Genomic DNA, 20,452 nt, shown 5'->3' with positions numbered 1-20,452 from the left:
GTGAAAAAGTGGGCGCAGTCCTGCCGTGCCGCGGGCACTTCGGGGCTGCATCCTGGAGGGCATGGACGATCTGGACGGCCTGGAACGGGAACTGCGGACGGCCGTGCGCGGCGGGGTCGACTTCTCCGTCACCGCGCGTGCCCTGAACACGATGGACGCGTCCAACTACCGCCGGGTGCCGCTCGGGGTGTTCGCCCCGAGAGACGGCGACGACGTGGCCGCGGCCCTGGAGGTGTGCCGGCGGCGCGGGGTCCCGGTCGTGGGCCGCGGCGGCGGCACCTCGATCGCGGGCCAGGCCACCGGCACCGGCCTCGTCGTCGACTTCACCCGGTACATGAACGGGATCGTGGACCTCGACCCGGAGACCCGAACGGCCCGGGTCCAGCCGGGAGTCGTCCTCGACCGGCTCCAGTCGGCCGCCGCCCCGCACGGCCTGCGCTTCGGCCCCGACCCGTCCACGCACAGCCGCTGCACCGTCGGCGGCATGATCGGCAACAACTCGTGCGGCTCCCACTCCGTCGCCTGGGGCACGACCGCCGACAGCGTGGCGGCCCTCGACGTGCTCGCGGCCGACGGCACGGCGTACCGGATCGGCCAGGGCTGGAAGGGCGCGCCGGAGCCCCTGCACGGTCTCGTCCAGCGCGAACTGGCCCGGATCCGCACCGGTTTCGCCCCCTACGCCGGGCTGCCGCGCCGCATCTCCGGCTACGCCCTGGACGCGCTGCTCCCCGAGCACGGCACCGACCTGGCCCGCTTCTTCTGCGGCACCGAGGGCACCCTCGGGCTCGTCACCGAGGCGACCGTGAAACTCGTCGAGGCGCCGCGTGCGACGGCCCTCGCCGTGCTGGGGTACGCGGACGAGAGCGCGGCGGCGGAGGCGGCCGCCGGCCTGCTTCCGTACTGGCCGCTGACCGTGGAGGGCATGGCCGCCGACCTCGTGCCGGACCGCTCCGGGCTGCCGAAGGGCGGCGCCTGGCTGTTCGTGGAGACGGGCGGCGCGACCCCGGCCGAGGCGCGGGACGCCGCCGGGCGGATCGTGCGCGCGGCCGACGCCGTGGACGCGCTCGTGGTCGCGGACCCGGCCGGTCAGCGCGCGCTGTGGCGGATCCGCGAGGACGCGTCCGGCACCGCGACCCGTATGCCCGACGGCAGCGAGGCCTGGCCCGGCTGGGAGGACTGCGCGGTGCCGCCCGCCCGACTCGGCGCGTATCTGCGGGACTTCAGGGGCCTGATGGCCGAGCACGGGCTGCGCGGCACCCCGTACGGCCACTTCGGTGACGGCTGCATCCACGTCCGCATCGACTTCGACCTGCTGTCGGAGGCCGGCGTGCGCCGCTTCCGGCGCTTCTCTGAGGACCTCGCCGCGCTCGTCGTCACGCACGGCGGCTCCCTGTCCGGCGAGCACGGTGACGGCCAGGCCCGCGCCGAACTGCTCCCGAAGATGTACGGGGACCGGCTCGTCGGCCTGTTCGAGCAGGTCAAGGGCGCCTGGGACCCGGCGGACCTGCTGAATCCCGGCATCCTGGTCCGCCCCGCCCGACTCGACGAGAACCTGCGTTTCGCCCCGCTGCCCCGCGAGCCCGTCGATGTCGTCTTCGGCTATCCGCAGGACGGCGGCGACTTCTCGGCGGCGGTCCGGCGCTGCGTCGGCGTCGCCAAGTGCCGTACGGAGCAGGCGGGTCCGGGTGGCGTGATGTGTCCGTCGTTCCGGGCGACCGGCGAGGAGGAGCACTCGACGCGGGGCCGGGCCCGGCTGCTGCACGAGATGCTCGCGGGCGAGGTCGTCACCGACGGCTGGCGCTCGGAGGAGGTGCGGGACGCGCTCGACCTGTGCCTGTCCTGCAAGGGCTGCCGCTCCGACTGTCCGGTCGGCGTCGACATGGCCACGTACAAGGCGGAGTTCCTGCACCACCACTACGCGGGCCGGCGCCGCCCCGCCGCGCACTACGCGCTCGGGTGGCTGCCGCGCTGGCTGCGCCTCGTGGAACGCACGCGCACGGCGGGGCTCGTCAACTCCCTCGCCTCCGTACGGATGTTGGCGTCTCTCGCGAAGAAGCTGAGCGGGATCGCGGCCCGGCGCGACATCCCGCGCGTCGCCCGGCGGACCTTCAGCGCGGACTGGCGCCCGGGGCGGCCCCCGGCCGGAACCGAGCGCCGTGCGGTGCTGTGGCCGGACACGTTCACGGAGCATCTGACCCCGCAGGCCGGGCACGCGGCCGTACGGGTCCTGACCGCGGCCGGGATCACCCCGCTCCCGGCGCCCCGCGCGCGGGGCCGCGTGTGCTGCGGCCTCACCTACGTGTCGACCGGTCAGCTGGACCGGGCGAAGGCCGTCCTGCGCCGCACCCTCGACACGCTGCGCCCGGCGCTCGACGCGGACCTCCCGGTGATCGTCCTGGAGCCGTCCTGCGCGGCGGCCCTCCGCTCCGACCTGCCCGAACTGCTCCCCGACGACCCGCGGGCCCGGCTGCTCGCGGACCGCGTCCTGACCTTCGCCGAGGCCCTCGAACGTCTCGCCCCGGACTGGACCCCGCCCCGTGTCGACCGCCCCGTCACCGGCCAGACCCACTGCCACCAGCACGCGGTGCTCGGCGACGCGGCCGACCGGCGGCTGCGCGAGAAGGCCGGCCTGACCGGGGAGCTGAGCGGCGGCTGCTGCGGCCTCGCCGGGAACTTCGGCTTCGAGGACGGCCACTACGAGGTCTCCGCGGCCTGCGCGGAGGAGGCGCTGCTCCCGGCGGTGCGCGGCGCGGCCCCCGGCACGGTCGTCCTCGCCGACGGCTACTCCTGCCGCACCCAGCTGGAGCAGCTCGGCGGGGTGCGGGGCCGGCACCTGGCGGAGGTGCTGGCCGAACACCTGGACCCGGCCTGATCCGAACGAAAAGCTCCAGGACCTGTCTGTCGGACCCGGCTAGGCCCCTCCGCCCCCGGCCCGTGTGACCTCGTGGGCCAGGGCGAGGAGGTCGGGGACGGACGGGTGGCCGGGGCCGGGGCGGCGGGCCAGGTGGACCGGGAGCGGCGGGGCGTCGGTGAGCGGGACATAGACGACGCCCGGGTGCGGATGCATCCGTACGGTCGCGGTCGAGGTGACGCCGACGGCCTGGTCGGAGGCGATCGCGGCGAGCCAGTCGTCGGTGTTGGCGACGGTCAGCGCGGCGGTGGGGCGCGCGGCGGGCGGCCACAGTTCCAGGGCGGTCGTGCCGGACACCGTGTTCAGGGCGATGACCTGGTCGCGGAGGTCCGCGAGGCGCAGGGCGGGGCGCCGGGCGAGCGGGCTGTCGGAGGGCACGGCCGCGACGCGCGCCTCCTCGTGCAGCAGCTCGGTCACCAGGCCCGGCGTCTCGACGGGGCCGCGCAGCAGGGCGACGTCGACGGCGCCGCGGGTGAGCCCGGCCGTCCGGTCGTCGATGCGCAGCAGCTCCAGCGGCACGTCCGGATGCTCCTGCCGCCAGCGGCGCAGCAGCGGGGTCGTGTAGGCGCCGGCGGCGGACCAGGCGTGCCCGAGCCGCAGCGGGCGCGAGGGGGTGCGGGCGGCGGCCAGCGCGTCCTCGAACGCGGCGACGGCGGCGATCGCCTTCTCGCGGAACGCGTGCCCCTCCGGGGTCAGCGCGAGGTGGTGCGTCGAACGGTCCACGAGCCGCACCCCGAGCGAGGTCTCCAGCGCGGCCAGCGTGCGGGAGACGGCGGGCTGGGTGAGGCCGAGGCGGGCGGCGGCGCGCGTGACGTTGGCCTCCTCGGCGACGGCGAGGAAGCAGCGCAGGTGCCGCAGTTCGACGGAGTGGTCCCGGCTCATGTCCGGGGAGCATAACGGGAGCACACAAGGCATTTCACGCGCCATGCCCGGCGGCTCTAGCGTGGAGGACGGGAATGAGGATGCAGTGCATTCTCCTGGACGGTAAAGTCCACAATATTGAACTCGACAGTCGTGGCCAGGCAGCAGTGGCCGGCAGGTGGATCAGTGGGGAGGCACGAGGCCTTGTGAACGGCTCGCGCACGGACAGTCGGCCGCGGACGGCCCTCGCGGCCGACGGCACCGGGACGGAGGGCACCGCCTCCGGTTCGCGGCGCGCGGCGCTCGGCCCGGTGGGCCTCGTCCTGGCCGGCTGCGTGTCCGTCCAGTTCGGCGGCGCGCTCGCGGTGACGCTCATGCCGCGCGCCGGCGCGGTCGGCGTGGTCACGCTGCGCCTGATCGTGGCGGCGATCGTGCTGCTGGTGGTGTGCCGGCCGCGCCTGCGCGGGCACTCGCGCGCCGACTGGGGCACGGTCCTCGCGTTCGGCGTCGCGATGTGCGGCATGAACCTGCTCTTCTACCAGTCCGCCGCCCGTATCCCGCTGGGCCTGGCCGTCACCTTCGAGGTGCTCGGCCCGCTCACCCTCTCCGTGCTGGCCTCCCGCCGGGCGATCAACTTCCTGTGGGCCGGACTCGCCCTGTGCGGCGTCTTCCTGCTCGGCGGCGCGGGCGACGGGCTCGGCGGCCTCGATCCCGTCGGCGTCGCGTTCGCCGTCACGGCGGGCGCGTGCTGGGCCCTGTACATCGTCTTCAGTGCCCGCACCGGCCGCCGCTTCCCCCAGGCGGACGGACTCGCCCTGGCGATGGCGGTCGCGGCGGTCCTCTGCCTCCCGCTCGGCATCGCGACCGCGGGGGACCGGCTCCTGGAGCCGAAGACCGTGGCCCTGGGCTCGGCCGTCGCCATCCTCTCCTCGGTCCTCCCGTACACCCTCGAACTGATGGCGCTGCGCCGCCTGCCCGCCTCCACCTTCGCCGTGATGATGAGCCTCGAACCGGCCATCGCCGCCCTGGCCGGCTTCCTCATCCTCAGCCAGGCCCTGACCTGGCTGGAGGCCCTCGCCATCGCCCTGGTGATCGCGGCCAGCATGGGCGCGGTCCGCACCCAGGTCACCGGAGCGAAGGCCGTCCCGGCGCGGCTGGACTGACTCCGTCGCGTCGTCGTTCACCGCGGGCCGGTGGGGCCTGGTCGCGCAGTTCCCCGCGCCCCTGAAGGCATGCGCTGCGCGCAGCCTTCCCCGATGAGATGGCGCACGAAGTGCGCATCTCAGGGGCGCGGGGAACTGCGCGACCAGCCCCCACCGGACCCGCAGGCGGAATCCCGCCACCCCGATTTTTCATGCAAGCACGCTTGATTGTTTCTCGGCGCGCTGCCATGCTCCGGACACGCCGCACACCGTCCTGCCCCGAGGGAGCGCACCGTGTCCGAACAGCCGTCCGTGTTCGATGACTTGCGGGACGAGAGCGAGGAACTCGACCGGCTCGTCGCCGGGATCGAGGAGGGGCGGTGGGCGCTGCCGACACCCGCGCCGCGGTGGACCGTCGCCCATCAGATCGCCCATCTCGCCTGGACGGACCACTCCGCGCTGCTCGCCGTCGAGGACCCGGACGCGTTCGCGGGGCTGGTGGCGAAGGCGCTGACCGCGCCGGACACGTTCGTCGACGAAGGGGCCGAGGCCGGGGCCGCACGGGGGCCCGCAGCGCTGCTCGCCGAGTGGCGCGACGGGCGGGCGCGGCTGCAGAAGGCGCTGAGGGAAGCGGCCGGGAGCCGGACGAAGTTCCCCTGGTACGGGCCGCCGATGTCCGCCGCGTCGATGGCCACGGGCCGCCTCATGGAGACCTGGGCGCACGGCCAGGACGTCGCCGACGCGCTCGGCGTCACCCGCGTCCCCACCGACCGCCTGCGCCACATCGCCCGCATCGGCGTCCGCGCCCTCCCCTTCGCGTTCGGCGCGCACGGACTGCCCGTGCCGCAGGAGGAGTTCCGGGTCGAGCTGACCCTGCCGAGCGGGGCCCCGTGGACGTACGGGCCCGAGGACGCCGCCCAGCGCGTCACCGGGTCCGCGCTCGACTTCTGTCTGCTCGTCACCCAGCGCGCCCACCGCTCGGACCTCGACGTACGCGCCGAGGGCCCCGACGCCGACCGCTGGCTCGACATCGCCCAGGCCTTCGCCGGCCCGCCCGGACAGGGCCGGGCGCCCCGGGGCGGTCAGGCGTGACCCCGCCCCGCACGAGCCCCCTGCGCATCGGCAACGCGTCCGGCTTCTACGGCGACCGGTTCGACGCCATGAAGGAGATGCTGACCGGCGGCGAGGCCCCGCTCGACGTCCTCACCGGCGACTACCTCGCCGAGCTGACCATGCTGATCCTCGGCCGCGACCGCCTCAAGGACCCCGCGCGCGGCTACGCCCGCACCTTCCTGCGCCAGCTGGAGGAGTGCCTGGGGCTCGCCCGCGAGCGGGGGACCCGGATCGTGACCAACGCCGGCGGACTGAACCCGGCCGGACTCGCCGAGCGGATCAGGGAGCTGGCCGACCGGCTCGGGATCCCGGTGCGGGTCGGCCACGTCGAGGGCGACGACCTCCTCGCCACCGGCCGCTTCCCCGGCGCCCTCACCGCCAACGCCTACCTCGGCGGCGCCGGCATCGCCGCCTGCCTGGAGGCCGGTGCCGAGATCGTCGTCACCGGCCGTGTCACCGACGCCGCGCTCGTCTCCGGGCCCGCCGCCTGGCACTTCGGCTGGGCCCCGGACGCGTACGACCGGCACGCGGGGGCCGTCGTCGCCGGGCACGTCCTGGAGTGCGGGACGCAGGCCACCGGCGGGAACTACTCCCGGTTCGCCGAGCACGCCGCCGGCCTGTTCCTGCGCCCCGGCTTCCCGCTCGCCGAGATCCACGAGGACGGATCCGCCGTCATCACCAAACACCCCGGCACCGGCGGCCTCGTCGACGTCGGCACGGTCACCGCCCAGCTCCTGTACGAGACCGGCGGCGCCCGGTACGCGGGCCCCGACGTCACCGTCCGCCTCGACACCGTCCGGCTGGAGCGGCAGGGACCCGACCGGGTCCGGATCCACGGCGTGCGCGGCGAGGCCCCGCCCCCGACCCTCAAGACCGGCCTCAACCGCCTCGGCGGCTTCCGCAACGAGGTCGTCTTCGTCCTCACCGGACTCGACATCGACCGCAAGGCCGAGCTCGTCCGGGCCCAGATGGACGCCGCCTTCGACGCCGCCGGGTCCCGCCCGGAACACGTCCGCTGGGAGCTGGCCCGCACCGACCGCCCCGACGCCCCCACCGAGGAGACCGCCAGCGCCCTGCTCCGGCTCGTCGTGCGCGACCAGGACCAGGACGCCGTCGGCCGCGCCCTCAGCGGCGCCGCCGTCGAGCTCGCCCTCGGCTCCTACCCCGGGTTCCACGTCACCGCGCCGCCCGGCCGGGGCGCCCCGTACGGCGTGTTCGAGGCCGCGTACGTCGACCGGGCCGAGGTCCCGCACGTCGCCGTCCTGCCCGACGGCACGCGCCGCGACGTGTCCGCGTACGCGCACCCGACCCTGCCCCTCGCCCCGGTCGCGCAGCCCGCCCTGCCCGAGCCGCCGCCCCCGGGCCCCGTCCGCCGCGCCCCCCTCGGCCGCGTCGTCGGCGCCCGCAGCGGCGACAAGGGCGGCGACGCCAACATCGGGGTCTGGGCCCACACCGAGGACGCCTGGCCCTGGCTCGCCCACACCCTCACCGTCGAGCGGCTCAGGCAACTCCTCCCGGAGACCGCCGGCCTGACCGTCACCCGGCACCTGCTGCCGAACCTGCGCGCCCTGAACTTCACCGTCGAGGGCCTCCTCGGCGAAGGCGTCGCCGCCCAGGCCCGCTTCGACCCGCAGGCCAAGGGCCTCGGCGAATGGCTGCGCTCCCGCCACCTCGACCTCCCGGAGGCCCTCCTGTGACCGCCTTGGCCAGTGCCCTGGACACCCGGTCCGACGACTACGCCGCCCAGCGCACCGCCCTGCTCGACAAGCTCGCCGCGCTCGACGCCGAGCACGACAAGGCCGTCCAGGGCGGCGGCGACAAGTACGTCGCCCGGCACCGGGGGCGCGGCAAGCTCCTCGCCCGCGAGCGCATCGAGCTGCTCCTCGACCCCGACACCCCGTTCCTGGAACTGTCGCCGCTCGCCGCCTGGGGCAGCGACTACACGGTCGGCGCCTCCCTCGTCACCGGCATCGGCGTCGTCGAGGGCGTCGAGTGCCTCATCACGGCGAACGACCCGACCGTGCGCGGCGGCGCCAGCAACCCCTGGTCCCTGAAGAAGGCCCTGCGCGCCAACGAGATCGCGTACGCCAACCGGCTGCCCTGCATCTCCCTCGTCGAGTCCGGCGGCGCCGATCTCCCCTCCCAGAAGGAGATCTTCATCCCCGGCGGCGCCATCTTCCGCGACATCACGCGGCTGTCCGCCGCCGGCATCCCCACCGTCGCCGTCGTCTTCGGCAACTCCACGGCGGGCGGCGCGTACGTCCCCGGCATGTCCGACCACGTGATCATGGTCAAGGAGAAGGCGAAGGTCTTCCTCGGCGGACCGCCGCTCGTGAAGATGGCGACCGGCGAGGAGAGCGACGACGAGTCGCTCGGCGGCGCCGAGATGCACGCCCGCACCTCCGGGCTCGCCGACTACTTCGCGCTCGACGAGCAGGACGCCATCCGCCAGGCCCGCCGCGTCGTCGCCCGACTGAACCACCGCAAGGCGCACCCCGATCCACAGCCTGTGGACGTCGAGCCGCCCAAGTACGACCCCGAGGAACTGCTCGGGATCGTGCCCGAGGACCTGAAGGTGCCGTTCGACCCGCGCGAGGTCATCGCCCGGATCGTCGACGCCTCCGACTTCGACGAGTTCAAGCCGCTGTACGGGGCCAGCCTCGTCACCGGCTGGGCTCGCCTGCACGGCTACCCGGTCGGCATCCTCGCCAACGCGCAGGGCGTGCTCTTCAGCGAGGAGTCGCAGAAGGCCGCCCAGTTCATCCAGCTCGCCAACCAGCGCGACATCCCGCTCCTGTTCCTCCACAACACCACCGGCTACATGGTCGGCAAGGAGTACGAGCAGGGCGGCATCATCAAGCACGGCGCGATGATGATCAACGCGGTCTCCAACTCCCGCGTTCCGCACCTGTCCGTCCTCATGGGCGCCTCGTACGGCGCCGGGCACTACGGGATGTGCGGGCGCGCCTACGACCCCCGCTTCCTGTTCGCCTGGCCCAGCGCCAAGTCCGCCGTCATGGGCCCGCAGCAGCTCGCCGGCGTCCTGTCCATCGTGGCCCGCCAGTCCGCCGCCGCGAAGGGACAGCCGTACGACGACGACGCGGACGCCGCGCTGCGCGCCATGGTCGAGCAGCAGATCGAGTCCGAGTCCCTGCCGATGTTCCTGTCCGGGCGGCTCTACGACGACGGCGTCATCGACCCGCGCGACACCCGCACCGTCCTCGGCATCTGCCTGTCCGCGATCCACACCGCACCGTACGAGGGCGCCCGCGGCGGCTTCGGCGTCTTCAGGATGTGACCTCCGTGATCACCAGTGTTCTTGTGGCCAACCGCGGCGAGATCGCCTGCCGTGTCTTCCGTACCTGCCGTGAGCTGGGCATCCGTACCGTCGCCGTGCACTCGGACCCGGACGCGGACGCGCTCCACGTGCGCGAGGCCGACCTCGCCGTACGGCTCCCCGGGGCCACCCCCGCCGACACCTATCTGCGGGCCGAGCTCGTCGTGAAGGCCGCGCTCGACGCGGGCGCCGACGCCGTGCACCCGGGCTACGGCTTCCTCTCCGAGAACCCGGACTTCGCCCGCGCGGTCATGGACGCCGGGCTCGCCTGGATCGGCCCGCCGCCCGCCGCGATCGAGGCCATGGCGTCCAAGACGCGCGCCAAGCAGCTCATGGGCATCGCGCCCCTGGGCGAGGTCACCGAGGCCGATCTGCCGGTGCTCGTGAAGGCGGCCGCGGGCGGCGGCGGGCGCGGCATGCGCGTCGTACGCCGACTGGCCGACCTCGAAGGGGAGCTGGCGGCCGCGCGGGCCGAGGCGTTGTCCGCGTTCGGTGACGGCGAGGTGTTCGTCGAGCCGTACGTCGAGGGCGGGCGCCACGTCGAGGTGCAGGTCCTCGCCGACACGCACGGCACCGTGTGGGTGCTCGGCACCCGCGACTGCTCCCTCCAGCGCCGCCACCAGAAGGTGATCGAGGAGGCCCCCGCGCCCGGCCTGAGCGCCGGACTCCTGGAAGAGGTCGGCGTGTTGGCCGAGCGCGCCGTACGGGCCGTCGACTACACCGGCGCCGGCACCGTCGAGTTCCTCGTCGCCGACGGCGCCGCGCACTTCCTGGAGATGAACACCCGGCTCCAGGTCGAACACCCCGTCACCGAGGCCGTCTTCGGCCTCGACCTCGTCGCCCTGCAACTGCGGATCGCCGAGGGCGAGGCCCTGGACCCGCGGCCCCCGGCCCCGCGCGGCCACGCCGTCGAGGCCCGCCTCTACGCCGAGGACCCGGCCGCCGCCTTCGCCCCGCAGACCGGCACCCTGCACCGGCTCGCCGTGCCCGGCACCGTCCGCCTCGACACCGGGTACACCGACGGCGACGCGATCGGCGTGCACTACGACGCGATGCTCGCCAAGGTCGTCGCCCACGCCCCCACCCGAGCCGCCGCCGTCCGCGCCCTGGCCGGCGCCCTGGAGCGGGCCGAGGTGCACGGCCCCGTCACCAACCGCGACCTGCTCGTACGGTCCCTGCGGCACCCCGAGTTCACCGCCGCCCGCATGGACACCGGCTTCTACGAGCGCCACCTCGACGAACTGACCGCCCCCGAGGAGGACCCGTACGCGCCGCTCGCCGCCGCCCTCGCCGCCGCGACCCGCGCCCGCTCCCGCTTCGGCGGCTTCCGCAACGTCCCCTCACAGCCCCAGACCCGCGCCTACCGCACCGAACCCGCCGGCACCGAGCACGAGGTCCGCTACCGGCACACCCGCGCGGGCGGCTTCGAGGCCGACGGCGTCCAGGTCGTCTCCGCCTCGCCCGGACTCGTCGTCCTGGAGGCGGGCGGCGTCCGGCGCCGGTACGCCGTCGCCGCGTACGGCGACCGCGCGTACGTGAACGGCACCGCCCTCACCGCCCTGCCCCGCTTCACCGACCCGAGCGGGCAGCGCGCCCCCGGCTCCCTGCTCGCCCCGATGCCCGGCACCGTGGTCCGGCTCGCCGACGGCCTCGCCGAGGGCGCCGCCGTCACCGAGGGGCAGCCCCTGATCTGGCTGGAGGCGATGAAGATGGAGCACCGCATCTGCGCCCCCGCCACCGGAACGCTCACCGCCCTGCACACCGCCGTCGGCCGCCAGGTCGAGGTGGGATCCCTGTTGGCCGAAGTGGCCCTCGTAGTGGAGGAAACGCCCTGATGAGCACGATCCTCGAAAGCCAGGAGCACCAGGACCTGCGCGCCGCCGTCGCCGCACTCGGCAAGCGCTACGGCCGCGACTACATGACCCGCGTCACCGGATCCGACGGCCACCCCGAGGAGCTGTGGGCCGAGGCCGCCAAGCTCGGCTACCTGGGCGTCAACCTGCCCGAGGAGTACGGCGGCGGGGGCGGCGGCATCTACGAACTGTCCATCGTCCTCGAGGAGTTGGGCGCCGCGGGCTCCCCGCTCCTGATGATGGTCGTCTCGCCCGCGATCTGTGGCACCGTGATCTCCCGCTTCGGCACCGAGGAGCAGAAGCGGGCCTGGCTGCCCGGCCTCGCCGACGGCAGCCGCACCATGGCCTTCGGCATCACGGAGCCCGACGCCGGATCGAACTCGCACCGCATCACCACCACCGCCCGCAAGGACGACGACGGCACCTGGGTCCTGAACGGCCGCAAGGTGTTCGTGTCCGGTGTCGACATCGCCGACGCCACCCTCATCGTGGGCCGCACCTCCGACGCCCGTACTGGCAGGCTCAAGCCCTGCCTCTTCATCGTCCCGCGCGAGACCCCCGGCTTCGGGCGCCGCCAGATCGACATGGAACTCCAGGCTCCGGAGAAGCAGTTCGAACTGACCCTTGACGAGGTGCGGCTGCCCGCCGACGCTCTCGTGGGTGACGAGGACGCAGGACTGCTCCAGCTGTTCGCCGGGCTCAACCCGGAGCGCATCATGACCGCCGCGTTCGCGATCGGCATGGGCCGCTACGCGGTGGGCCGCGCCGTCGAGTACGCCCGCGACCGCACCGTGTGGAAGGCCCCCATCGGCTCCCACCAGGCGATCGCCCACCCGCTCGCCCAGGTCCACATCGAACTGGAGCTGGCCCGCCTGATGATGCAGAAGGCGGCGCACCTGTACGACGCCGGCGACGACATGGGGGCCGGGGAGGCCGCCAACATGGCCAAGTACGCGGCCGCCGAGGCCTGTGTGCGCGCCGTCGACCAGTCCGTGCACACCCTCGGCGGCAACGGCCTGACCCGCGAGTTCGGCCTCGCCTCCCTCATCACCGGCTCCCGCGTGGCCCGTATCGCACCGGTCAGCCGGGAGATGATCCTGAACTACGTGTCCCACCAGACCCTGGGCCTGCCCAAGTCGTACTGACCCGCCCTACCGCCCCACATCACAACAGCCCTTCAAAGACGAGGTGTTGGCATGGTGTTCTTCAGTGAGTACGCGGACGTCGAGCACGTCGACGAACCCATCCACGACGCCGTGCTCGGGGGTGCTGCCGCGCGCGGTGACACCCCCGCCCTCGTCGACGGGGTGGCGGGCACGACCCTGACCTACGCGCAGGTCGACCAGTACCACCGCAGGATCGCGGCGGGCCTCGCCGAGGCGGGCGTCCGTCCCGGCGACGTCCTCGCCCTGCACAGCCCCAACACGATCGCCTACCCGGTCGCCTTCTACGCCGCGACCCGCGCCGGCGCCGCCGTCACCACGGTGCACCCGCTGGCCACCCCGGAGGAGTTCGCCAAGCAGCTGAAGGACTCCGGCGCCCGCTGGATCGTCTCCGTGACCCCGCTCGCGGCACCGGCCCGCGCCGCCGCCGAACTGGCCGGCGGCATCCAGGAGATCTTCGTCTGCGACCCCGCGGGCGACTCGGGCCTGCGCTCCCTGCTCGACCTGCTCGGCACCGACGCCCCCGAACCGCACGTGCCGGTCGACCCGGCCGAGGACGTGGCCGCGCTCCCGTACTCCTCCGGCACCACCGGCGTCCCCAAGGGCGTCATGCTGACCCACCGCAACATCGCCACCAACCTGGCCCAGCTCGAACCCCTCATCCCGGCCGGACCCGAGGACCGCGTCCTCGCCGTCCTCCCCTTCTTCCACATCTACGGCCTCACCGCCCTGATGAACGCCCCGCTGCGGCAGGGCGCCACCGTCGTCGTCCTGCCCCGCTTCGAGCTCGACACCTTCCTCGCCGCGATCGAGAAGCACCGCATCACCGCCCTGTACGTGGCCCCGCCGATCGTGCTGGCCCTCGCCAAGCACCCGGCCGTCGAGGGCTACGACCTCTCCTCCCTGAAGTACCTGATCAGCGCCGCCGCCCCGCTGGACGCCGACCTCGCCGAGGCCTGCTCGCGCCGCCTTGGCCTGCCGCCCGTCGGCCAGGCCTACGGCATGACGGAGCTGTCGCCCGGCACCCACGTCGTCCCGCTCGCCGCGAAGAACCCGCCCCCGGGCACCGTCGGCAAGCTCATCGCCTCCACCGAGATGCGGATCGTGTCCCTCGACGACCCCGCCGAGGACGTCCCGCCCGGTGGGTCCGGCGAGATCCTCATCCGGGGCCCGCAGGTCATGAAGGGCTACCTCGGGCGGCCCGACGCCACCGCCGACATGATCGACGCCGACGGCTGGGTGCACACCGGTGACGTCGGCCGGGTCGACGAGGACGGCTGGCTGTTCGTCGTCGACCGGGTGAAGGAGCTGATCAAGTACAAGGGCTTCCAGGTGGCCCCCGCCGAGCTGGAGGCCCTGCTGCTCACCCACGACGGCATCGCCGACGCCGCCGTCGTCGGCACCCCGGACGCGGACGGCAACGAGATCCCGAAGGCCTTCGTCGTCCGCGCCGACCCGGCCCTCACCGAGGACGACGTGCTCGCCTTCGTCGCCGGGCACGTCGCCCCGTACAAGAAGATCCGCCGCGTCGCCTTCACCGACGCCGTGCCCCGCGCGGCCTCCGGGAAGATCCTGCGCCGCCTGCTGAGGGAGAGCTGACCCCGCCATGCCCGAGGAACCCCTGATCCGCGCCGCCCACGACCGCGGCGTCACCACCCTCACCCTCGACTCGCCGGGCAACCGCAACGCTCTGTCCCACGCCCTGGTCGCCGAACTCACCGAGCGGCTCGCCGACGCGGGCAAGGACCCCGGCGTCCGGGCCGTCGTCCTCACCCACACCGGCAACACCTTCAGCGCGGGCGCCGACCTGCGCGACCCGCCGCACCCGGACGCCCTCGTCGGCCTCCTGCGAGGCATCGTCGAACTGCCGAAGCCCGTCGTCGCCCGGGTCGCCGGGCACGTCCGCGCGGGCGGCCTCGGCCTCCTCGGCGCCTGCGACATCTCCGTGGCCGCCACCGCGTCGACCTTCGCGTTCACCGAGGTCCGCATCGGGGTCGCCCCCGCCGTGATCTCCCTTCCGCTGCTGCCCCGCCTGGACCCGCGCGCGGTCGCCCGCTACTACCTGACCGGCGAGAGGTTCGACGCCGCGGAGGCCGCCCGCATCGGGCTCGTCACCGCGTCCGGCGACGACGCCGACACGGCGCTCGCCCCCGTCCTCGACGGACTGCGCAGAGCCGAGCCGCAGGCCCTGGCCGAGACGAAGGCACTGCTCACGGTTAAGGTCCTGGAAGCCTTCGACCGGGACACGCGGACCCTGCAGGACCTGTCCGCCCGCCTTTTCGCCTCCGAACAGGCCCGGGAGGGGATGACGGCCTTCCTCGAACGACGGGACCCCGCATGGGTGTGGTGACCCCCCGCGCAGCGACCTCACGCGCCGCGACGCCCCCGAAGCAGGACCGCTCGCGGGCCACCCGCCGGCGGCTCCTGGAGTCCGCCGTGGCCTGCCTCGCCGAGCGCGGCTGGTCCGGTTCGACGGTCTCCGTCGTCGCCGAGCACGCCGGGGTCTCCCGCGGTGCGGCCCAGCACCACTTCCCGACCCGCGAGGACCTGTTCACGGCGGCCGTCGAGTACGTGGCCGAGGAGCGCTCCACGGCGCTGCGCGCGATCACCCCGGCGGGCCGCGCCGAGGCCGTCGCCTCGCTCGTCGACCTGTACACGGGCCCGTTGTTCCGGGCGGCCCTGCACCTGTGGGTGGCCGCGTCGAACGAGCCGCAGCTGGGTGACCGGGTCGCCGAACTGGAGGGCCGGGTCGGCCGCGAGGCGCACCGCATGGCGGTGGAGCTGCTCGGCGCCGACGAGTCACGGCCCGGGGCGCGCGAGACCGTGCAGGGCCTGCTCGACATGGCGCGGGGCCTCGGCCTCGCGACGCTGCTCAGGGACGACGGGGCGCGGCGCGAGCGGGTCGTCGCCCAGTGGGCCCGCATCGTCGACGAGGCGCTCGGCTGACGCGCTCCGCACGGAGAGAACGCGGGTGCGCCCGCCCCTACCGGTAGGGGCGGGCGCACACGTGCGACGGTGGCGTCAGTCGTTCACACAGACGTTGCCGGCAGCGGGGTTGAGCAGGGCCAGGACGTTGACCGAGTTGCCGCAGACGTTCGCGTCGAGGTCGATCGGGACCTGCACCACGTTGCCCGACAGGACGCCCGGGCTGTGCTCGGCGACGCCGACGGCGGTGGCACCGTCAGGACCGTCGTGCGCGGAGGCCATGGACGCGGAACCCAGCACGGCGACGCCGGCCAGTGCCGCGGCTGCGGCGAATGCGCGAAGACGCATCGTTTCTCCCTGTAGGTGGGGGATATGACCCGTATATCTGACCAACGGCGGTCGCCGTCCCCCACTGATTGGGCCGTGCGGGGGCGTGTCGCGGTTCAGTACCCGCGCGCCGCCGGTCCGCCCGCCGACGGTTCGACGCGCACCCAGCCCCGGGACGGCCGGACGGGCGCGGCCTGCCGCGGCAGGGTCTTGCCGCGGGAGCTCCACAGGCGCACGACCGTCTCGTAGATCGGCGTCTCGGAGGGCTCGCTCTTGTGCTGCTGCTCCACGGTCTGCTGCTCCATGGACTGTTCAACGAAGCCCGCGGGCTCGGGGCACCGTGCGTTATGCCGCTGCAATCTGACTCAGCGGCTCTGCAGCATCCGCGCGAGCCCGTGCCCGAGCCGCCGCTTCAGCTCCCGCAGCGGCTGCGCGCGGTCGATGGCCCGGTCGAGGCGGTAGTACAGCTGCGGCGGGACGTAGGGCAGCAGCGGCGAGTGCCGCTGCCCGAGCAGGGCGAACATCTGGTGCGGCTCCAGGCCGATGTACCGGGTGAGGTTCTCGTACCAGCCGGCGCTGTAGCGGGCCGCGCTCTGCAGCGGCAGCAGCTCCCGCCTGCGGGTGCGTTCGTAGGCGGCGAGGGCCGGGCCGAGCGGGCGTCCGCCGCGCAGTTCGGCGGCGAGCGCGATGGCGTCCTGCATCGCGAGGGTGGTGCCCGCGCCGATCGAGTAGTGGGTGGTGTGGGCGGCGTCGCCGATCAGCACGAGGTTGCCGTGCGACCAGGTCTCGTTGGTGACCGTGGGGAAGCACTGCCACTGGGAGGGGCCGTCGGCGTCGGTGCGGCCGATCAGCCGGTGCCCGTCGAGCGGCCCGGAGAACAGCTTCTCCAGGAGCCGCAGCGCCTCCTCCCGCTCCATCGTGTCGAGCCCGAGCCCGGCCCAGGTGGCGGGCGCGCACTCGACGATGCAGGTGCTGTGCTCGCCGTCGAACCCGTACGCGTAGGCCCACACCCAGCCGTGCTCGGTCTCGGTGAACGCGAAGGTGAAGGAGCGGAACACCTTGGTGGTGCCGAGCCAGACGAAGCGGTTGGCGCCGGTGGTCACGCGGGTGCCGAAGTGCTCGGCGTGGTGGGTGCGCAGCGCGCTGCGGGCGCCGTCGCCGGCCACGACGAGATCGGCGCCGCGCAGCAGTTCGTCGTCGGGCGCGACCGTGCGTCCGTACGTCACCTCGACGCCGAGCTCCGCCGCCCGGTCGGACAGCAGGGCGAGCAGCCGGTGCCGGCCGATTGCGCGGCCCTCGTCGCCCTCGTGCACGGTGATCCGGTCGCGGACGTGCGCGACGCCGTCGCGCCAGCGCAGCGAGTGCCGGTCGACGCTCCGCGCGGACGGTTCGTCGTGCGTCATGAGGGTGTCGAGCATCTCGGGCCAGTAGGTGACGCCCCAGCCGTAGGTGGCACCGGCCGGGTTCTTCTCGTACACCTGGATCTCGCGGCCCGGGTCCTGGCGCTTCAGGAGCACGGCCAGATACAGGGACGCGGGCCCTCCGCCGACACAGATCACCTTCATGCGCGCTCGTTCTCCTCGTCGCCCGATACCTGATGTCGCGTCATTACTTCAGGAACGACGGGGCGTTCGGGGAGTTATCGCGCATTTCTCCCACCGGAGGCGCACAAGGTGACTCCAGAAGGGTCATGATTCCTACCCTTTTCCGGAAGTATCCAAGTATCAGCCGTTACGAGCCCGTTGCTCCGCCGTTGAAGAGGCGACGGCTGCGACCACGCGGCCGCACGGGCAAGCAGAAGGAGTACGTGATGTCTCGCATCGCGAAGGCAGCCGCTGTCGCTCTCGGCACGGGTGCTGTGGTGCTCAGCGGCGCCGGACTGGCCGCGGCCGACGCCGGCGCCCAGGGCGCTGCCGTCGGTTCCCCGGGCGTTCTGTCGGGCAACCTGGTCCAGGTCCCCGTCCACATCCCGATCAACGCCTGCGGCAACACGGTGAACGTCATCGGTGTCCTGAACCCGGCGTTCGGCAACACCTGCGTCAACAACAGCGGTGGCGGCATGGACGACGGCGGCAACGGCGGCGGCTACGGCGACTCGGGCTACGAGGACGCCGGTTACGGCGGCTGACGCACCCCGCCCGCGTCCAGCGGACGAGAGCCCCCGGCACGGTGGAGCCGGGGGCTCTGTCATGTCACCCGTCACGCGTAGCGGTACAGCCGGCTGTGCTCGAGCATGTCCCGCACCGGGGTGTCCCACGGCGGCATCACGTCGTCCGCCGAGAGCACCCGGTCGTGCTGCCGGTCGGTGACCGGCAGCGCCCGCCGCGGCAGGTAAGGCTCGGCGTCCGGGTGCCTCTTCCGCCAGCGCGACCAGCACAGGTCGACGAACGAGTGGTGCAGCCAGAACACCGGGTCGTTGACCGAGCCTGCACCGAGCATGTGCCCGCCCACCCAGCGGTGCACCAGGTTGTGGTTGAACCAGGTGCCGGAGCCGCGCCGCACCGGCCAGCCCTCCAGCTTGTTGCGGAAGCCGGACGAGGCCACCGAGTTCCACGGGTCCGCGTCGTAGCGGCTCTCGTCCATCGCGGACGCCAGCTGCGCCGCGCTCGGCAGCGACACCGGCGCCTGCGGCCGCCCGAAGTCCCGCATCAGGAAGTCGCCTTCGGTCACCGCCTCCCGGACGGTCCAGTGCCCGGTGCTCCGTGCGAACGGGCCGGTCGTCACCCGCCGGTCGGAGCGCCGCCCGTTCCCGCCGAGGAAGTCCTCGCCCCACAGCGAGGAGGCGGGCGAACGGTCCGCCGTCCAGTCCCAGTACGGCACCGAGACCCCCGGGTCGATCCGCTGCAGCGCCCGCTCGAACTCCAGCAGGAACTTGCGGTGCCAGGGGAAGAACGACGGCGTCATGTGCGCGACCCGCAGCCCGCCGTCACCGTCGCCCCGGTAGAAGTCGATGTGCATCGCCACGAAGTCGTCGTAGCGGCCCCTGCGCTTGAGGGCCAGCACCGCGTCCACGAAGCGGCGCTTCTGCGCCTTCGTCAGGGACCGCTGGTTCTGCCGTGTGTACGCCACGGGCCCTCACACCTTCGCTTCGGTGGACATGGGGTGCGCCCGCAGGGTCTGGCCGTCCAGCTCGTCGACGGCGCCGCGCGCCGCGTCCCGGGCCGTCGGGTGCGAGGTGTAGTGGTCGACCATGCTCAGGTACGAGCCGTCGGCGCGCCGCATCAGATGCAGCGGCCGCCCGTCGACGCGCACCTCGAAGGCGCCGCCCGGACCCGTGGCCCCCTGGATGCGGCGGCCCCGGTAGCTCTCGTCGAAGGCGTCGGCCGCCCGCGCGGACCCGTCGGTGTCCGTGCCCGCCCGGCCCATCTGCCACAGGCCCGCGGCCGTCGCGCCGCCGCCCAGCAGGATCAGCCCGGCACTGCGGCGGGTGAGCAGCCGCCGCCGCGGCCCGGCGGCCTCGGGGGCGGGCGCGGGTGGCGCGGTGACGGTCTCGGCCGGGGGCACATCGGTCGAGGGCACAGCGGTCAGGGGCGCAGCGGGATTCACGGCCGCCTCTCTTCTACGGGTCCTGGGCTCGCCGCGCGGAACGGGGCGGGTGGGCCGGCCGGCGAGCGGCGCCCGGCCCACCGATGACGGGGTGCCTAGCCGAGGCCGAGGTCGGCGCCGGGCTGGGCGCGCAGGTCCGGGACGCCGAGGCCCAGCTGCGGGGCGGACATGTCCGGCAGTCCGAGGCGCTCGGCGCGCGGCCCGGTCAGCGGCGGGTTCACCGAGGCGCCGGGCGACTCGGCGTGCACCGGGGACGCCTCGGTGTGCAGCCCGACCTGCTTCACCGTGTCCGTCGGCAGCACCTGCGGCACCGGCAGTTCGGCGGCGGTGGCGGGCAGTTCGGTGCCGAGCGGCACGCGCGGCAGCATCCCCTGCGGGAGCAGGTGCTGCTCGTCGTACGTCGGGCCCTCGGGCGCGCCGGGGATGGGCAGGGGAGCGGCGGTGCTCAGGTGCGGGGCGTCCACGTGCAGCGCGTCCTCGACACCGCCGAGCGGCACCTCGACGGGCACGGAGGGCGCGCTCGCGGCCGCGGCCGGGGCCGCACCGCCCGCGGCGGCCGCGACGCAGCCCGCGAACACGGCCAGCGTTCCGCGCACGGTCAAGCGGGTGAAGCTCATGTCTTTCCGACCTCCTTGAGAATCCCCCCAGCGAGTCCCCCGACTGTCCGGCCGAGCGGACTCAGCCCGTCCAGAAGCTCCACCAGCGCGTCAGGATCAGCATCCCGACCGCGCCCAGGTGCAGGACGGGCATGACCCAGCCGAACTCCTCGACGAGGACCCGTGCGCCGCGCGGGGCCGGCAGGAAGCCGCCCCGCACGTTGAACGAGGTCACCGCCCAGAACATGAGGATGGTGGCGACCCAGGCGAGGCAGCACCACAGACACAGCGCGTTGATCCGGTAGAGCGACTGGAACTGCAGCCAGGTCACGAAGCCGACGCCGAACGCACAGCCCGCGTTGAAGGTCAGCCAGTACCAGCGGGGCATCCGCGCACCGGTGAGCAGGCTCATGCCGGCGCAGACGACGATCCCGTACGTGACGAGGCCGAGCATCGGGTTCGGGAAGCCGAACACGGAGGCCTGCGCGCTCTTCATGACGCTGCCGCAGGCGATCACCGGGTTGAGGCTGCAGCCCGGGGTGAAGTCCGGGTCCTTCAGCAGCGCGAACTCGTCGAGGGTGATGACCCAGGACGCGATCAGGCCCGCTACGCCGGTGAGGGCGAGCAGCGCGGCCAGCGGCCGGCTCGCGGCGCGGCCCGCGGGCGCGTCGGCTCCGG

At 73.9% G+C, this 20,452-nt stretch carries 19 protein-coding genes; 11 read left to right on the top strand and 8 right to left on the bottom strand.

Translation table 11 applies throughout. The features are described from left to right. Nucleotides 1-61: 61 nt before the first annotated feature. Nucleotides 62-2,872, top strand: a complete 2,811-nt coding sequence (locus tag IAG42_RS15625; RefSeq protein ID WP_188337602.1) for an FAD-binding and (Fe-S)-binding domain-containing protein — start codon at nt 62-64, stop codon at nt 2,870-2,872. A 39-nt stretch (nt 2,873-2,911) separates the two neighbouring features. On the opposite strand, the gene IAG42_RS15620 is transcribed toward IAG42_RS15625, so the two are convergent. Then, on the bottom strand, nt 2,912-3,826 hold the full coding sequence (locus tag IAG42_RS15620; RefSeq protein WP_188341411.1) for a LysR family transcriptional regulator: 915 nt from the start codon (nt 3,824-3,826) through the stop codon (nt 2,912-2,914). Between the two features lie 152 nt (nt 3,827-3,978). Between IAG42_RS15620 and IAG42_RS15615 the strand changes: the two genes are divergently transcribed. The 9 genes from IAG42_RS15615 to IAG42_RS15575 all read left to right on the top strand — a co-directional run bounded on the left by IAG42_RS15615 (nt 3,979) and on the right by IAG42_RS15575 (nt 15,326). Continuing rightward, the gene (locus IAG42_RS15615; protein WP_188337601.1) at nt 3,979-4,935 is read left to right on the top strand and encodes an EamA family transporter; all 957 of its coding nucleotides are present in this window, start codon (nt 3,979-3,981) and stop codon (nt 4,933-4,935) included. 273 nt (nt 4,936-5,208) lie between these two features. Further along, nucleotides 5,209-6,006, top strand: coding sequence for a TIGR03084 family metal-binding protein (locus IAG42_RS15610; protein ID WP_188337600.1), 798 nt, complete (start codon nt 5,209-5,211; stop codon nt 6,004-6,006). 68 nt (nt 6,007-6,074) lie between these two features. Further along, on the top strand, nt 6,075-7,724 hold the full coding sequence (locus IAG42_RS15605; RefSeq protein ID WP_188341410.1) for an acyclic terpene utilization AtuA family protein: 1,650 nt from the start codon (nt 6,075-6,077) through the stop codon (nt 7,722-7,724). Continuing rightward, complete coding sequence (locus IAG42_RS15600; RefSeq protein WP_188337599.1) at nt 7,721-9,325, top strand: acyl-CoA carboxylase subunit beta; 1,605 nt, start codon at nt 7,721-7,723, stop codon at nt 9,323-9,325. Before IAG42_RS15605 ends, IAG42_RS15600 begins: the two co-directional genes overlap by 4 nt. Before the next feature lie 5 nt (nt 9,326-9,330). Further along, nucleotides 9,331-11,199, top strand: a complete 1,869-nt coding sequence (locus IAG42_RS15595) for an acetyl/propionyl/methylcrotonyl-CoA carboxylase subunit alpha (RefSeq protein ID WP_188337598.1) — start codon at nt 9,331-9,333, stop codon at nt 11,197-11,199. Continuing rightward, nucleotides 11,199-12,362 carry an acyl-CoA dehydrogenase family protein gene (locus IAG42_RS15590; RefSeq protein WP_188337597.1) on the top strand — a complete coding sequence of 388 codons (1,164 nt, stop codon included), beginning with the start codon at nt 11,199-11,201 and terminating at the stop codon, nt 12,360-12,362. Before IAG42_RS15595 ends, IAG42_RS15590 begins: the two co-directional genes overlap by 1 nt. Before the next feature lie 54 nt (nt 12,363-12,416). After that, entirely contained in the window at nt 12,417-13,979 is a 1,563-nt protein-coding gene (locus IAG42_RS15585; protein WP_188341409.1) for a 4-coumarate--CoA ligase family protein, read from the top strand. A gap of 7 nt (nt 13,980-13,986) precedes the next feature. Beyond that, nucleotides 13,987-14,730 carry an enoyl-CoA hydratase family protein gene (locus IAG42_RS15580; protein WP_188337596.1) on the top strand — a complete coding sequence of 248 codons (744 nt, stop codon included), beginning with the start codon at nt 13,987-13,989 and terminating at the stop codon, nt 14,728-14,730. Beyond that, nucleotides 14,718-15,326 carry a TetR/AcrR family transcriptional regulator gene (locus tag IAG42_RS15575; RefSeq protein ID WP_188337595.1) on the top strand — a complete coding sequence of 203 codons (609 nt, stop codon included), beginning with the start codon at nt 14,718-14,720 and terminating at the stop codon, nt 15,324-15,326. Before IAG42_RS15580 ends, IAG42_RS15575 begins: the two co-directional genes overlap by 13 nt. Before the next feature lie 75 nt (nt 15,327-15,401). On the opposite strand, the gene IAG42_RS15570 is transcribed toward IAG42_RS15575, so the two are convergent. The 3 genes from IAG42_RS15570 to IAG42_RS15560 all read right to left on the bottom strand — a co-directional run bounded on the left by IAG42_RS15570 (nt 15,402) and on the right by IAG42_RS15560 (nt 17,197). Then, nucleotides 15,402-15,653 (bottom strand): chaplin, encoded by a 252-nt coding sequence (locus IAG42_RS15570; RefSeq protein WP_188337594.1) that lies wholly within the window; start codon nt 15,651-15,653, stop codon nt 15,402-15,404. Between the two features lie 95 nt (nt 15,654-15,748). Beyond that, complete coding sequence (locus tag IAG42_RS15565) at nt 15,749-15,937, bottom strand: hypothetical protein (protein ID WP_188337593.1); 189 nt, start codon at nt 15,935-15,937, stop codon at nt 15,749-15,751. A 60-nt stretch (nt 15,938-15,997) separates the two neighbouring features. Further along, on the bottom strand, nt 15,998-17,197 hold the full coding sequence (locus IAG42_RS15560) for an FAD-dependent monooxygenase (protein WP_188337592.1): 1,200 nt from the start codon (nt 17,195-17,197) through the stop codon (nt 15,998-16,000). A 245-nt stretch (nt 17,198-17,442) separates the two neighbouring features. On the opposite strand from IAG42_RS15560, the gene IAG42_RS15555 reads away from it, so the two are divergent. After that, a complete protein-coding gene (locus IAG42_RS15555; RefSeq protein ID WP_188337591.1) occupies nt 17,443-17,760 on the top strand; it encodes a chaplin in 318 nt (105 codons plus the stop codon). 71 nt (nt 17,761-17,831) lie between these two features. Here the strand turns inward: IAG42_RS15555 and IAG42_RS15550 are convergent, their stop codons facing one another. The 4 genes from IAG42_RS15550 to IAG42_RS15535 all read right to left on the bottom strand — a co-directional run bounded on the left by IAG42_RS15550 (nt 17,832) and on the right by IAG42_RS15535 (nt 20,411). Next, complete coding sequence (locus IAG42_RS15550; RefSeq protein WP_188337590.1) at nt 17,832-18,701, bottom strand: tyrosinase family protein; 870 nt, start codon at nt 18,699-18,701, stop codon at nt 17,832-17,834. Between the two features lie 6 nt (nt 18,702-18,707). After that, nucleotides 18,708-19,151 (bottom strand): tyrosinase cofactor, encoded by a 444-nt coding sequence (locus IAG42_RS15545; protein WP_223206018.1) that lies wholly within the window; start codon nt 19,149-19,151, stop codon nt 18,708-18,710. Nucleotides 19,152-19,273: 122 nt separating this feature from the next. Beyond that, a complete protein-coding gene (locus IAG42_RS15540) occupies nt 19,274-19,795 on the bottom strand; it encodes a hypothetical protein (RefSeq protein ID WP_188337589.1) in 522 nt (173 codons plus the stop codon). A gap of 61 nt (nt 19,796-19,856) precedes the next feature. Beyond that, a complete protein-coding gene (locus IAG42_RS15535; protein WP_223206406.1) occupies nt 19,857-20,411 on the bottom strand; it encodes a vitamin K epoxide reductase family protein in 555 nt (184 codons plus the stop codon). Nucleotides 20,412-20,452: the final 41 nt, after the last annotated feature.

Origin of the sequence: Streptomyces xanthii (assembly GCF_014621695.1) — a bacterium.
In the GTDB taxonomy this organism is placed as follows: domain Bacteria; phylum Actinomycetota; class Actinomycetes; order Streptomycetales; family Streptomycetaceae; genus Streptomyces; species Streptomyces xanthii.
The sequence above is the reverse complement of the archived record's forward strand: the minus strand, read 5'-3'. Positions and strand labels throughout refer to the sequence as shown.

Bases quoted from the DNA above. Each gene is read 5' to 3' on its own strand.
- IAG42_RS15565 (WP_188337593.1), bottom strand. From the start codon at position 15,937: ATGGAGCAGCAGACCGTGGAGCAGCAGCACAAGAGCGAGCCCTCCGAG.
- IAG42_RS15625 (WP_188337602.1), top strand. From the start codon at position 62: ATGGACGATCTGGACGGCCTGGAACGGGAACTGCGGACGGCCGTGCGC.
- IAG42_RS15540 (WP_188337589.1), bottom strand. From the start codon at position 19,795: ATGAGCTTCACCCGCTTGACCGTGCGCGGAACGCTGGCCGTGTTCGCG.
- IAG42_RS15555 (WP_188337591.1), top strand. From the start codon at position 17,443: ATGTCTCGCATCGCGAAGGCAGCCGCTGTCGCTCTCGGCACGGGTGCT.
- IAG42_RS15570 (WP_188337594.1), bottom strand. From the start codon at position 15,653: ATGCGTCTTCGCGCATTCGCCGCAGCCGCGGCACTGGCCGGCGTCGCC.
- IAG42_RS15575 (WP_188337595.1), top strand. From the start codon at position 14,718: ATGGGTGTGGTGACCCCCCGCGCAGCGACCTCACGCGCCGCGACGCCC.
- IAG42_RS15620 (WP_188341411.1), bottom strand. From the start codon at position 3,826: ATGCCTTGTGTGCTCCCGTTATGCTCCCCGGACATGAGCCGGGACCAC.
- IAG42_RS15605 (WP_188341410.1), top strand. From the start codon at position 6,075: ATGAAGGAGATGCTGACCGGCGGCGAGGCCCCGCTCGACGTCCTCACC.
- IAG42_RS15580 (WP_188337596.1), top strand. From the start codon at position 13,987: ATGCCCGAGGAACCCCTGATCCGCGCCGCCCACGACCGCGGCGTCACC.
- IAG42_RS15560 (WP_188337592.1), bottom strand. From the start codon at position 17,197: ATGAAGGTGATCTGTGTCGGCGGAGGGCCCGCGTCCCTGTATCTGGCC.
- IAG42_RS15590 (WP_188337597.1), top strand. From the start codon at position 11,199: ATGAGCACGATCCTCGAAAGCCAGGAGCACCAGGACCTGCGCGCCGCC.